The sequence below is a fragment of the Flavobacteriaceae bacterium genome, assembly GCA_003443635.1.
Classification (GTDB): domain Bacteria; phylum Bacteroidota; class Bacteroidia; order Flavobacteriales; family Flavobacteriaceae; genus AU392.
In genome coordinates this window covers 294,646-308,790 of record CP031964.1, presented here as the reverse complement: position 1 = coordinate 308,790, position 14,145 = coordinate 294,646, and the positions used below count along the sequence as shown (strand labels likewise).

The window sequence follows — 14,145 nt, the reverse complement described above, 5'->3', positions numbered from 1 at the left end:
AAAATTAAATGATTACGAAATTTTTTAACACTTCAAAACCCATACATTTTGTAATTGTATTAGTGTATTTATTAATACAATTTTTAATTTTAAGAGTTGAAGGGTTAAAAGATAACTTCACTATTGTTTTGTTAGCGAAACAATTGGTAGTATTTACTATAGTGATAAGTTCTGTTTTTATGTTAGATTTTTTTGTTAGAAAAAACTATTTAACACTTAAAAATAGCTATAAGATATTAATATATAGTTTATTGTTAACAATCTTTCCAATTGTATTTAAAGATACAAACATATTAATTGCAAATTTTTTTGTGCTTCTAGCTTTTCGAAGAATGCTTAGTATTCGTTCAAGAATAAATGTAAAGAAAAAGCTATTTGATGCAGCATTTTGGATAGGACTTGCAGCTTTATTTTATTTTTGGGCGATTTTATTTTTTGTTCTAATTATTGCAACATTAATTTTATTCTCTATAGCACAAGTTAAAAACTGGCTAATACCTTTTGCAGGGCTGTTAACTATTTTAATTCTAATCATGACTTATTCATTAGTTTTAAATAATAATTTTTCTTATTTGCTTAATTATTTAGAAGATATAAGCCTAGATTTTATGGCTTATAATAACTCTCAATTAATTATTGGAATGACCATGGTTACATCTTTAGGATTTTGGGCATTATTTTTTTTTATTAAAAATTTAAAAGAAAAAACAAGAGCAAACAAACCATCATTTATACTAATAATTATAGCTATATTCATAGGGATAACCATAATTATTGTCGCTCCAAATAAAAATGGAAATGAATTTATTTTTGGACTTGCACCATTGGCAATTATAATAACAAATTATTTAGAAACAATTAAAGAGCGTTGGTTTTCAGAAATATTTATTTGGATATTAATAATAACTTCTTTAACTCCTTTATGGTTTTAAATGTTATCGTTTTGGCACAACATTTCTTACTCCTTTAAGTTAATATTTAAAAGTATATTTGCACATAAATAAATAAATCTATGTTTGCTGACAAAGCCAATACACTATTTCAAGATGTAATAAAACAATATCATATTGTAAATACAGTAGATCAACCATTTACTAATGTTTATGATAAAGACACAAATCTTTTAGAACATATTTTATATAGAAAATGCTGGATAGATACTGTACAGTGGCATTATGAGGATATTATTAGAGACCCACAAATAGATCCAGTTGCAGCATTGACATTAAAACGTCAAATTGATGCATCTAATCAAGATAGAACAGATATGGTAGAATATATCGATAGTTATTTCCTTCAGAAATATAATAATGTTGTTCCAAAAACAGATGCAAAAATTAATTCTGAAAGCCCGGCTTGGGCAATAGATAGATTATCTATCTTGGCTTTAAAAATTTACCATATGAATGAAGAAGTTGAACGTAAAGATGCTTCTGCAAGTCATATTGGAACCTGTCAAAATAAGTTAAATATTCTTTTGGAACAGCGTGTAGATTTAAGTACAGCAATAGATGATTTACTTGACGATATTAGCCAAGGCAATAAATATATGAAAGTTTATAAGCAAATGAAGATGTATAACGATGATGAGCTTAATCCTGTACTGCGCTCTCAGAAATAGTGCTTCTTGTTTTCTAAACTCGTTTTAGAGTCTTAAATATGTCAAACTCTATAAAACATATACTTGTTATTCGACTATCAGCTATGGGAGATGTAGCAATGACAATTCCTATATTACGAGCTTTTGTAAATAAATACCCTGAAGTAAAACTGACAGTTTTAACACGAGAATTCTTCACACCTTTTTTTAGAGATTTAAAAAAAATAAATATACATTTTATTGATGTAAAAGGAAAACACAAAGGTATAAAAGGGCTTTATAAATTATCAAAAGAATTGAAAACCTTGAATATTGATGCAATAGCAGATTTACATAATGTTTTGCGAAGTAAAATATTGAAAATCTTTTTGCCAGAAAAGAATTTTGCACAAATAAACAAAGGAAGATCTGAAAAGAAATTATTAATTTCTGGTAAACAATTTCATCAACTAAAAACAACACATCAACGTTATGCAGATGTATTTGAAGAATTAGGCTTTTCATTAAACTTAACTAATCAGCAGTTTTTGAAACCTCAATCTTTGAGTGATAAAATAATTGATTTAGTTGGTAGAGAATATTTAAATTGGGTTGGAATTGCTCCTTTCGCTGCACACAAAGCTAAAATGTATCCGTTGGATTTAATGGAACAAGTTATAGCAGAATTATCTAAAACTTATAAAGTGATACTTTTTGGGGGAGGAAAGCATGAAATAAAATTTTTAAATATACTTGAAGGCAAATATAAAAACACCATAAGTATTGCTGGAAAATTAAATTTAGATGAAGAATTAGATGTAATTTCTAATTTAAGTATAATGCTTTCAATGGATTCTGGAAATGCACATATTGCAGCAATGCTAGGTGTAAAAGTAATTACTATTTGGGGAGTAACACATCCTTATGCAGGTTTTGCGCCCTATAATCAACCAAGAGATTATGCATTAGTTTCAGATCGAAAACAATTTCCTAAAATACCAACATCAATTTATGGAAACAAGTATCCAAAAACTTATTTAGAAGCTTCTAGGAGTATTGCTCCAGAAATAGTTATTCAAAAAATTAAATCTGTTATTTCTGAAGAAATAGAAATTTAAACATCGTCATAATCAACTATTATTGTTGGAGTAGTTGGATGTGCTTGACAAGTTAAAACTAACCCTTCAGCTAATTCGTTCTCAGTTAAGATATTATTTTGACGCATTGTAGCTTTACCTTCTGTAATACGTGCTAAACAACTACTGCAAATACCTCCTTGACATGAATAAGGTGCATCTATTTTTTGTGCTAAAGCTGCATCTAATACAGAGTCTTTTTGAGACATCAGAAAAGTACTTTCTTCTTCATCAACCAAAATGGTGATTTGTGTTTTTCCTTCACTTATAGTTGTATTCTCTGTTGTATCAGAAACGGGAGTAGTAAATAACTCATAAAAAATAACATCATTTTCTATTCCATTTTCGTTTAAAATTGAGTTTACGTTTTTGGTCATTGCTTCTGGACCACAAAGATAAAAAGCATCAATAACCACATCTTTATACTTGTTTTTTATAATATAATTTACTGTTGAGGTTTCAATTCTACCAAATAGTGAGCCTTCAATGTTACTCTGGCTAAATACAAAATGAATATCTAATCGGTTTTCAAATTGAGATTGTAATGCCAATAATTCATTATAAAAAATAGTGTCTTTGGGAGTTTTATTCCCATAAATTAAAATAAATTTACTACTAGGCTCTTGCTTTAAAAGAGTTTTGATAATACTCATTATTGGAGTAATTCCACTTCCAGCAGCAAATGCAACAATTGTTCTAGATTGTAAATCATCTGGTGTAAATATAAATCTGCCATTAGGTTCAGAAACCTCTAAAACATCTCCAATTTTAAGATCATTATTTGCATACATTGAAAATGTACCATTCTCGACAGCTTTTACAGCAACTTTAAATTCTCTGCTTTTTGCATCTACGCAAAGAGAATAATCACGTCGTAACTCTTCTCCATTAATAATAGTTTTTATTGTGATGTATTGACCAGCTTTAAATGTAAAAACCTCATTTAAATGTTCAGGAATTGAAAAACTTATAGTCACTGCATTGGCAGTTTCTTTAACAATTTCTTTTATAGTGAGTTTATGAAAGTGAACCATCGCTTTTTTTTGCAAAAATAAGGAAGCACACAGTTTTTAGAATGTATTTATGAAAAAAATAATACATAAATTATATATGCATAAGAATATTATGTATATATTTGAACTCGTTATGGGGAATTCTAAATTGTATAAAGGAAGTTTAATTACCATCATTTTAAAATTGTTAAATGAGAATGATAAAATGTATGGATATGAAATTACACAACGTGTAAAAGAGCTTACTCAAGGTGAATTAAATATCACTGAAGGAGCACTATATCCAGCATTACATAAATTAGAAGCTGATGGGATGTTAGATGTAGAAATTACTAAAGTGGACAATCGCTTGCGTAAATACTATAAACTTACAGAACAAGGAACAGAAGAAACAGTAAATAAATTAACCGAATTGGAGAATTATATTAAAACAATGCAAACATTTATTAACCCTAAATTTGGTTTAAAATAATGAAATTGAATCAAGAAGAAATAAAATTCATAGATGATTATTTCATTAAAAATGGAATAAAATATTGGGATATTCGTATGGAAATGGTTGATCATATTGCTTCTGACATAGAAGAAAACTTTGGAATTAACAAAAACTTTTATTCAGCTTTTGATTCTTCTATAGAAAAACTTGGATGGGAAGGAGATTATTTAAAAGATATTCAAATTTTAAGGTTAAAGGCGATTAATAAAAACATGAGACGACAATATTTTAAAGAATTTGCAAATATTTTTAAAAACACAAATACGCTTATAGTTTCAGTATTAGGAATTTTGTTCTATTGGTATGTTTATGCAAGATTAAATACTTCAATATTTAAGATAATAAGCTTGGTTTTATTTTTTACTCCAGCTGTTATATATGTATTGAATTTTTTCTTAATCTTTTTAAAGAAAGCATATAAGTCAGGAAACTTGCTGTACAGTAGTTTTTATGTGTTCTTTTCTTTTTTAATGTTAAATATGGTTGTTCAATTTTCTCAACCAGAGGGAGCTTTTCAAGTTACCTTGGCAACTCAAAAAACAATCCTCTTTTTTGTGACAATTATAAATACCTTATTTACTTACGCGGGTGTAAAAGTGCATATCCACACTATGCGAAAAACCAAAACTATTTATAAAAAATTAACATCTTAGATGAAATTAACTAAGCAACAAATAGAGAATCTTTATGGTTTTACAAGACAGCATTATGTAGAGCATTACGATTTACAGACAGAATTAGTAGATCATTTAGCAAATGATATTGAATCTATTTTAGAAGAAACACCAGATTTAAGCTTTGAACTAGCAAGAGATAAATCCTTTAAAAAATTTGGAGTATTTGGTTTTATGGATGTGATTAGTGAAAAAACAAATGCATTAAATAAGTATTATTGGAGATTAATTTGGAAAGAATTCATCTCATTTTTCAAATTACCTAAACTAGTATTAACAGGGTTTTTAATCTGGATAATTTATTTGTTGTTTAATAATATTGAAAATAAAATGTTCGTATTTATTCCATTACTTATATTAATAATTACAGTTCCATCAATCAATTCATATTTGGAACATAGAAAAATGAAAAAGCGTGAACAGATAACAGGAAAAAAATGGTTAATGGATTCGATTTTGATTCGATTTGGAGGACTTGTTCATGTTTTTAATCTTGTATTACAAATTCTAATTACTTTTATTGATAATAGTTGGACTACACCTTATATTTTAATATTTTCTGTAGTAATAGCTTTTTTATTAATTGCGTTATTTATAGCGGTAAAAATAATAAGTCCAAACCTTCAAGAAAAACTAGCAAAAGAGCAATCAGAATATCTTTTTTTAAAAAGAGTGTAACAATTTTAATATAATAATCACTAATTAAAAACAATATAGCCAATCACAATATGTTTAAACAATTTATTAGTTTAGAATGGAAGCAATTTTTAAGAGCTTCATATTTTCAAAAAGGGATAGCCATTAAAATTCTTTTAGTACTAGCAGCTGTATATTTTGGAGGTGCAGCACTTTTTTTAGGAGCTGGAATGTTTTTCCTAATTAAAAAAGCGCTTCCAGATACAGACCCAATTGTTATAGTAAATAATTTTTTGATTTTCTGGTTTTTGTTAGACTTGATTATTAGGTTTTTTATGCAACAATTGCCTGTAATGAATATTAAACCATTAATGATTATTCCTATAAAACGAAATACGGTTATTCATTATCTATTAGGGAAAACTGCAATCTCATTTTTTAATTTTATTCCCTTATTTATATTTACTCCTTTTAGTGTGGTATTATTATTTCAAGGTTATTCACCATTGAATGTGATTTTTTGGTTTTTTTCGATCGTATTTTTAACACTATCAACAAACCTTCTTAATTTCTTAATTAATAAAAATAACGTTGTATTTTATACAATAACAGCGACTTTAATAGCTTTAATAGGATTAGAGTTTTATGGAATTTTTAAAATTTCGGAGCCAATAGGAGTTGCGTTTAATGCATTATATAATCAACCTTATTTAATAATTATTCCAATATTTTTGATGTTGTTTTTATATCGAGTAAATTTTAATTTTATTAGAAAAGGATTTTATTTAGATGAAAGTGTTTCTAAAAAAGTAAAAGAAGTAAACGCAACAGATTTATCATGGATGAATCGTTTTGGAAGTTTAGCTCCGTTTTTAAAAAATGATATAAAAATGATATGGAGAAATGCAAGGCCAAAACAGGTTATGATGATGTCTTTCTTATTTTTATTCTATGGCTTGATTTTTTATACTCAAGAAATTTATAGGGAAATGCCTGCTTTTCTAGCATTTGCATCTATGTTTGTTACAGGAGGCTTTTTAATGAGCTTTGGGCAATTAGTGCCATCTTGGGATAGTGAATATTATAAAATGTTAATGAGTCAAAATATACCTTACAGGCAATATTTAGAATCTAAATGGTATTTAATGGTTGTTGCTGTATCAATATCTTTTATACTTAGTTTACCTTATTTATATTTTGGATGGGATATTTATTTAATGATAGCAGCTGGAGCATTATTTAATATAGGACTAAATACTTTTATTACCTTGTTTGGAGGTGCATTAAATAGAGTGCCAATTGAGTTAAATGCTAAAGCAAAAGCGTTTAGCAATACAAATGGATTTAACCCAACACAATTGCTAATTGCATTACCAAAATTCTTGCTTCCAATGGGGCTTTTTTATATCCCTTATAAATTAATAAACTTTGATGCTGGTCTAATTGCATTAGCTTTAAGTGGTGTCTTGGGAATTGTATTTAAAAACTTTTTCTTAAATAAAATAGAAGCCATTTATCAAAAAGGAAAATATAAAACAATTGCTGCTTTTGCAGAAAAAAAATAATATCAACCCAACCAAATACTACAAATATATATTATGATAACAGTTAGTAATCTCTCGAAAGCATATAAAAAAGTACAAGTTTTAAATATAGAAGATTTAGAAATTCCTAAAGGACAGAGTTTTGGCTTAGTAGGAAATAACGGCGCAGGAAAAACGACATTTTTTAGCTTACTTTTAGATTTAATACAACCAACGTCTGGGCATATAAAAAATAAAGATATTTTAGTCCATGAAAGTGAAGATTGGAAACCATTTACATCATCTTTTATTGACGAGAGTTTTTTAATAGGCTATTTAACGGCTGAAGAATATTTTTATTTTATTGGTGAATTAAGAGGCCAAAATAAAGCAGATGTAGATGCCTTGTTAGCACAATTTGAAGATTTCTTTCACGATGAAATTCTTGGTAAAAAGAAATATTTAAGAGATTTAAGTAAAGGAAATCAGAAGAAAGCAGGAATAGTTGCAGCACTTATTGGCAACCCAGAAGTTATTATTTTGGATGAACCTTTTGCTAATTTAGATCCAACAACTCAGATTAGATTAAAACAGATTATTAAAAACTTAGCTGAAAAGCAAGGCGTAACAGTTTTAGTATCTAGCCATGATTTAATGCACGTTACAGATGTTTGTGAGCGTATTGTAGTGTTAGAAAAAGGAGAAATTATTAAAGATTTAGCAACAAGTGAAGAAACACTTAAAGATCTAGAAAGCCATTTTTCTGGCGAAGTTGTATTGTAAAACAGGATTATTTTATAGGTAAATTCGAAAAGATGCTTATTTTTACGTTTTAGCATAATATTAACTATGGTTTATAGTTATGTATTAGACCAAATATGTCAATATTGAAGATATCTATAAAAGTAATATATATAGCATTATTCTCCTCATTTTTAATAGTGGGATGCTCTAGAAAGAAAGATAATTTTGTAAGTCGTAATTTTCACGCTGTTACTACAGAATTTAATACTCTTTATAATGGGCAGAATGCTTTTAATGAAGGTATTGCAAGTATTACCAACGATTTTTCAGATAACTTTTGGGAAATCCTTCCTGTCGAACGCTTAGAAATTACAGATGATATTGTGCTTTCTAATGAAGCACAAAACAGTAATTTTGAACGCGCAGAAGAAAAAGCAACAAAAGCGATTCAAAAACATTCGATGACGATTGATGGAAGAGAGAAAAACCCTCAAATAGACGAAGCATATCTACTTTTAGGGAAAGCAAGATATTTTGATCAACGTTTCATCCCTGCATTAGCTGCTTTTAATCAAATTCTTTATAAATATCCAGCAAGCGATAAAATTAATACTGCTAAAATTTGGAGAGAAAAAGCTAATATTAGATTAGATAACAACGAATTGGCAATCGAAAATTTAAAACGATTATTAGATCAAGAAGAATTAAAACCCCAAGATTTAGCTGATGCTACTTCAAATTTAGCTCAAGCATATCTTAATCAAAAGCATATAGATAGTGCTTTAATTCAAATAGATATTGCGGCTACGGTAACTAAAAACAATATTGAAAAAGGGCGATACCGTTTTATACAAGGTCAACTTTATAATGCTTTAGGAAAAAAAGACAGTGCTAATTATGCGTTTGATAAAGTTATAGAGCTTAATAGAAAAACCTCAAGAATTTATTTAATTACAGCATATCTTGAAAAAGCTAAAAACTTTGATTATGAAAATGGAAATAAACTAGAGTTTTTAGAGCATCTAACAAAGCTTGAAGAGAATAGGGAGAACAGGCCTTTTTTAGATAAAATTTATCATCAGATTGCAAGCTATCACCAAACCAACGAATCAGATACATTAGCAGAAATTTATTATAATAAATCATTGCGTACAAATTCTTCAGATAAATTATTAGTTGCAAAAAACTATGAATTTATTGGTAACATGATATTTGACAGAACTCAATTTAAAACAGCAGGAGCATATTATGATAGCACTTTGGTAAACCTAAAAGAGAATAGTAAAGTATATAGAGCTATTAAAAAGAAAAGAGATAATTTAGACGATGTTATTCTTTATGAAGATATCGCACAAAGGAATGATAGCATTTTAACAATTGTAAACCTCCCTAAGGCAGAACAATTATCGTATTTTACTACGTATACAAATAATTTAAGGGAGCAAGCTGAAGCGTTAAAGGAAAAAGAAGAAATTGCAAATCGAAATAATGGAACTTTAGGTATAATAGATTCAAAAAATAATCTAGGATTAAACCCTCAAGGAAATAGCTCCACAAATAGTGGTGAGTTTTATTTTTATAATCAAGCAACAGTAGCATTTGGCAAAAATGATTTTGTTCAGAAATGGGGAGATCGTCAATTACAAGATAATTGGAGGTTTTCTAATGCTTCTGGAAATGTGTTAAATAATGATCCTAATTTAAATATAGATATTGCTAATATTAGTGATGAAGAACGCTATGATCCGCAATTTTATATTTCTAGAATTCCCACAAAAAAAACAATAATTGATAGTATTGCAAGAGATCGAAATTTTGCTTATTATCAACTAGGGCTTATTTACAAAGAGAAGTTTAAAGAGTATAATTTAGCAAAAAATAGATTGCAGTTTTTATTGAAAAGTAATCCAGAAGAACGATTAATACTTCCTGCAAAATATAATCTGTATAAGGTTTATGAACTTTTAAACTTACAAGATGAAGCTAGGATTGCTAAAAACGATATTATAAACACTCATCCAGAATCCAGATACGCATCTATTTTATTAAACCCAAATAGTGCTTTAGGAGAAGATGAAAATAGTCCTGAAAATAATTATAAAAAATTATATACTCAGTTTGAAAATCAAGAGTATGAAGAAGTAATAGCACAAAGCGATAAATTTATATCCCTGTTTGATGGAGAGGCTATAGTTCCTAAGTTTGAGTTTTTAAAAGCAGTTTCAAGGGCAAGAATCTTTGGATTTGAAACTTATAAAGAAGCAGTTAATTTTATAGCGCTTAATTACCCTAATAGCGATGAAGGCAAGCGTGCTGAGAATATGCTTAAAACTGTTTTTCCATCGATGGAAAATAAAGAGTTTTTTCCAGATAATGTAGCCAAAAACTTTAAAGCAATTTATCAATTTAAAGACACTTCTTCAGAAGAGATAGATAAGTTTATAAAAATATTAAATGAAGCAATAAGTACTGTAAAACATTTCGAGCTAACAACTTCAAAAGACATTTATAATAATAATACTATTTTTGTAGTTGTTCATGGCTTTAATAGCATACAAGGAGCTTCAGGTTTTTCAGATTTCTTAAAAGTAAATCAAGAGAACAGAGAAGAAAAGATAGATGGATTTGAAGAGTTAATTAATAAAGAATATTTTGAACTATCTTCAAAAAACTATGAGATTATTCAGATTCATAAAAATTTGGAAGATTATTTAAAATTAAATAGTAATTAAAATTAAAAAACAATGTATTCAGATAATAAGAAAGGAAAAAATGCAATGGATACGACCACACAACAAAACAGAATAGCTCCAGATACAGTAATTGTTGGAGATATTACAAGTCAGGGTGGGTTTAGAATAGACGGAAATGTACAAGGAAGTATAAAAACCCCTGGTAAAATAGTTGTTGGTAAATCAGGTTCTATAAACGGGACGATCGATGGAACTAACGCAGATTTTGAAGGACGTTTTTCAGGAAAATTAAAACTATCAGGAACATTAACTTTAAAAGCATCTGCTTTTCTTGAAGGTGAGGTTGAAGTTTCTAAATTGGCTGTAGAGCCAGGAGCAACATTTAATGCTACCTGTAATATGAAAGGCGCTGTAAAAGAACTTAATAATGGCGGATCAAAACCCCAAGAAAGAACAGGGACAGCTTAAAAATTGGGTAATTTTCTCTGGTATTGGCCTACAAATGGGGTTAGTTATTTTTTTAGGCAATATTCTAGGCTCTTGGATGGATAAAAAACTTCGAACTTCTTTTCTAGAAGAAACAATAACTCTTGTGGCAGTTTTCTCTGCAATGTTTATGATTGTTTATCGTGTAAATAAATTTAATAATAAATGATAAAACAATTAGGCGTATATTTCATAAGTTTTGCATTACTATCACTCATAGGATATTATTTGCATACAATAGCACTTTCACAATTAGCTAGTGAATCTCCCATTTCTTTAAAATACGTTTACATATTTTTTGGTGGGTTTTCATTATTATTATGCGCTAACTTTTCATTACTATCTCGTACAGAGAAATTTAAAGATCAATTGGGGTTTTTATATTTGGTAAGTGTAGCTCTTAAGATCTTACTCTTTTGTATCGTTTTTAGTAAGCATATTTTTATTGAAGCTTCTTTTATGAAAAAAGAGACACTTAACTTATTGATTCCTATGATACTAATGCTTGTTTTGGAGGTGTTTTTTGTTAGTAAATTATTAAATTATTCAACCCCTTTAAAAAATGCAGAATAAGGTGTTTTTAGTCAAAAAATAATATATATATTTGCACCGAATTTTAGACATCGTTATTTGGACGATATATTTATAAAGGAATGAAGGTAATATCAAAAACAATTACGACTTTAAGTCTTATTTTTTTTATATCATTTACAGCTTTTGCTAAAGAAGACAAAAAGGATGTGCAAGATGGTCACGGAAATCCTGTAAATACTCAATCAGAGATAGATGAGTTTATTCCTCATCACGTTAAAGATTCTCATGATTTTCATTTATTCTCATATTTTTCTAATGGAAAAGAACATCAGATTGGTTTTCCACTCCCTGTAATTCTTTGGGGAGAGAATGGTTTGAGTGCATTTATGTCATCAAGTTTCCATCACGATGATGAAGGTAAGTATGTTGTTGAAAAGGGCAATAGTCGTTTTGTGAGATTACACGGAAAAATATACGAGCTTAATGCAGAGGCAACAGGAGTTAATTTTGATGAAGCACACCATCCTACAAATGCTTCTACTCCTATAGATTTATCAATTACAAAAAGTGTTTTTGGAATCTTATTAATAGGCTTATTAATGCTTTTATGGTTCTCTAAGTTAGGACGTCAATATAAAAAGAATGCTGTCCCGAAAGGTTTTGGTAGAGTATTAGAACCTTTAGTATTATATGTAAGAGACGAAATAGCAAAACCAAATATTGGCCCTAAATACAGGAAATTCACAGGATACTTATTAACTGTATTTTTCTTTATTTGGATCTCAAACTTATTGGGTCTTATGCCATTTGGGTTTAATGTTACAGGACAATTAGCAGTAACAGCTGCATTAGCAATATTAACCTTTGTTGTTTACATCGCGAATAGTAATAAACATTTCTGGAGTCACCAATTATGGATGCCAGGCGTGCCAGTTATATTAAGACCTGTATTAGCTATTATAGAATTAGCAGGAACACTTATTATCAAACCATTTTCATTAGCTGTACGTTTATTTGCAAACATAACAGCAGGTCATATTGTTGTAATGAGTTTAATATCTATTGCAATTACATTACAAAAAGATATGACTGTTTTTGGATCAACAGCATTATCACTATTATTATCATTTTTTATTACCCTTATTGAGGTGCTTGTAGCATTTCTTCAAGCATATATCTTTACAATGCTATCAGCACTGTTTATTGGTATGGCTGTAGAAGAGCCAGAGCATCATTAATATTTAATTTTATTTTTTAACTATATATATTTAATATTATGTCTTTAGCAATTGTTCAAGAAGCAACTTCATTAGTTCCTAACCTAGTTGGTGCTGGTTTAATAGTAATCGGTGCTGGTATAGGTTTAGGTCAAATTGGTAGAGGTGCTATGGAAGGAATCGCTCGTCAACCGGAAGCAACTAACAAAATTCAAACTGCGATGATTATTATTGCAGCACTTTTGGAAGGGCTTGCATTTGCAGCTATTTTCTTAGGAAAGTAATCCTTAAAACTTCATTTTCCTGTAACGGTTGGTTGCAGGAAAATGATAATTAAATTAAATATTTATTAAGATTTACATACATGGAACAATTATTAGAAAATTTTTCACTGGATCTATTTGTAAAGCAGACAATTCTTTTTGTTTTGCTTATTGGCTTAATGATTAAGTTTGCTTGGAAACCTATTCTAAAAGCTTTAAATGATCGCGAAGAGAACATTCAAGGAGCGCTAGATGCAGCAGCAGCAGCAAAATTAGAAATGGAAAACCTTCAAGCTGATAATCAAAAGTTATTAAAGGAAGCTCGTGCTGAACGTGAATCAATGCTTAAAGAAGCACGTGATATCAAAAATAAAATGATTGAGGATGCTAAAGAAGAAGCAAAAGTAGCAGCAGGTAAATTAATAACTCAAGCACAAGAGACTATTCAAACAGAAAAGAAAGCTGCTATTGCTGAATTAAAAGGTCAAGTAGCTAACCTATCTATAGAAATTGCAGAAAAAGTAGTTCGTGAAGAATTATCTAACAAAGATAAACAAGTAAAATTGGTTGAATCTATGTTAGGTGAAGCAACATTAAACTAAATTATAATGGCAGGAACAAGAGCAGCAATACGTTACGCAAAAGCGGTATTAAGTTTAGCTTCAGATCAAAATACAGCAGATGCTGTAAATAATGATATGAGGTTAATCACGAATACTATCTCTGAGAATACAGATGTAAGCGAAATGCTTAATAGTGCTGTTATTAAATCAGAGACAAAAAAAACAGCATTATTGTCTATTTTCCCTAACTTAAATACAATTAGTACTGGATTGTTTGATGTATTAGTGTCAAATAAAAGACTAAATATTTTAGGGGATATTACATCAAAATATAGTGTGTTATTTGATGAATTGAATGGCAAAGAAGTGGCGTTAGTAACAACAGCTATTCCGATGACGGATGATTTAGAAATTAAAGTGTTAGGAAAAGTAAAAGAGCTTTCAAGTAAATCTGTAACGCTAAAAAATATAGTAAATGAAAACATTTTGGGTGGTTTCATTTTAAGGATTGGAGATCAGCAATACGATGCTAGTGTTTCTAATAAACTTAACAAACTTAAAAGAGAATTTACATTAAATTAAAAATAA

General features: G+C 28.8%; 17 protein-coding genes. 16 read left to right on the top strand and 1 reads right to left on the bottom strand.

Annotated features, from left to right (window positions below; translation table 11 throughout):
• Positions 1-8: 8 nt before the first annotated feature.
• The 3 genes from D1817_01375 (at position 9) to D1817_01365 (ending at position 2,697) form a co-directional block, all read left to right on the top strand.
• Complete coding sequence (locus D1817_01375; GenBank protein ID AXT18561.1) at positions 9-932, top strand: hypothetical protein; 924 nt, start codon at positions 9-11, stop codon at positions 930-932.
• An 80-nt stretch (positions 933-1,012) separates the two neighbouring features.
• Complete coding sequence (locus D1817_01370; GenBank protein AXT18560.1) at positions 1,013-1,621, top strand: DUF4254 domain-containing protein; 609 nt, start codon at positions 1,013-1,015, stop codon at positions 1,619-1,621.
• A gap of 83 nt (positions 1,622-1,704) precedes the next feature.
• Complete coding sequence (locus D1817_01365) at positions 1,705-2,697, top strand: glycosyltransferase family 9 protein (protein AXT21200.1); 993 nt, start codon at positions 1,705-1,707, stop codon at positions 2,695-2,697.
• Here D1817_01365 and D1817_01360 read toward each other — a convergent pair.
• On the bottom strand, positions 2,694-3,749 hold the full coding sequence (locus tag D1817_01360) for a flavodoxin reductase (GenBank protein ID AXT18559.1): 1,056 nt from the start codon (positions 3,747-3,749) through the stop codon (positions 2,694-2,696). The genes D1817_01365 and D1817_01360 overlap by 4 nt on opposite strands.
• Before the next feature lie 112 nt (positions 3,750-3,861).
• On the opposite strand from D1817_01360, the gene D1817_01355 reads away from it, so the two are divergent.
• From D1817_01355 to atpH, 13 genes are all read left to right on the top strand, one after another.
• A complete protein-coding gene (locus tag D1817_01355; GenBank protein ID AXT18558.1) occupies positions 3,862-4,200 on the top strand; it encodes a PadR family transcriptional regulator in 339 nt (112 codons plus the stop codon).
• Positions 4,200-4,877, top strand: a complete 678-nt coding sequence (locus D1817_01350) for a hypothetical protein (GenBank protein AXT18557.1) — start codon at positions 4,200-4,202, stop codon at positions 4,875-4,877. Before D1817_01355 ends, D1817_01350 begins: the two co-directional genes overlap by 1 nt.
• Positions 4,878-5,576: a hypothetical protein gene (locus tag D1817_01345; protein ID AXT18556.1), complete on the top strand. Its 699-nt coding sequence runs from the start codon at positions 4,878-4,880 to the stop codon at positions 5,574-5,576. It begins immediately after the preceding gene.
• Positions 5,577-5,626: 50 nt separating this feature from the next.
• Entirely contained in the window at positions 5,627-7,099 is a 1,473-nt protein-coding gene (locus D1817_01340; GenBank protein ID AXT18555.1) for a hypothetical protein, read from the top strand.
• A gap of 33 nt (positions 7,100-7,132) precedes the next feature.
• Entirely contained in the window at positions 7,133-7,840 is a 708-nt protein-coding gene (locus D1817_01335) for an ABC transporter ATP-binding protein (protein AXT18554.1), read from the top strand.
• A gap of 104 nt (positions 7,841-7,944) precedes the next feature.
• Entirely contained in the window at positions 7,945-10,533 is a 2,589-nt protein-coding gene (locus D1817_01330) for a hypothetical protein (protein ID AXT21199.1), read from the top strand.
• Positions 10,534-10,545: 12 nt separating this feature from the next.
• Positions 10,546-10,962 carry a polymer-forming cytoskeletal protein gene (locus D1817_01325; protein AXT18553.1) on the top strand — a complete coding sequence of 139 codons (417 nt, stop codon included), beginning with the start codon at positions 10,546-10,548 and terminating at the stop codon, positions 10,960-10,962.
• Positions 10,922-11,149, top strand: coding sequence for an AtpZ/AtpI family protein (locus tag D1817_01320; protein ID AXT18552.1), 228 nt, complete (start codon positions 10,922-10,924; stop codon positions 11,147-11,149). Before D1817_01325 ends, D1817_01320 begins: the two co-directional genes overlap by 41 nt.
• On the top strand, positions 11,146-11,553 hold the full coding sequence (locus D1817_01315) for a hypothetical protein (GenBank protein ID AXT18551.1): 408 nt from the start codon (positions 11,146-11,148) through the stop codon (positions 11,551-11,553). The genes D1817_01320 and D1817_01315 overlap by 4 nt, the downstream gene beginning before the upstream one ends.
• Before the next feature lie 80 nt (positions 11,554-11,633).
• Positions 11,634-12,752, top strand: coding sequence for an ATP synthase F0 subunit A (gene atpB, locus D1817_01310; GenBank protein ID AXT18550.1), 1,119 nt, complete (start codon positions 11,634-11,636; stop codon positions 12,750-12,752).
• Positions 12,753-12,790: 38 nt separating this feature from the next.
• Entirely contained in the window at positions 12,791-13,015 is a 225-nt protein-coding gene (atpE, locus tag D1817_01305) for an ATP synthase F0 subunit C (GenBank protein ID AXT18549.1), read from the top strand.
• 80 nt (positions 13,016-13,095) lie between these two features.
• Positions 13,096-13,596: a F0F1 ATP synthase subunit B gene (locus D1817_01300; protein ID AXT18548.1), complete on the top strand. Its 501-nt coding sequence runs from the start codon at positions 13,096-13,098 to the stop codon at positions 13,594-13,596.
• A 6-nt stretch (positions 13,597-13,602) separates the two neighbouring features.
• Positions 13,603-14,139 (top strand): ATP synthase F1 subunit delta, encoded by a 537-nt coding sequence (gene atpH, locus D1817_01295; GenBank protein ID AXT18547.1) that lies wholly within the window; start codon positions 13,603-13,605, stop codon positions 14,137-14,139.
• Positions 14,140-14,145 lie beyond the last annotated feature (6 nt).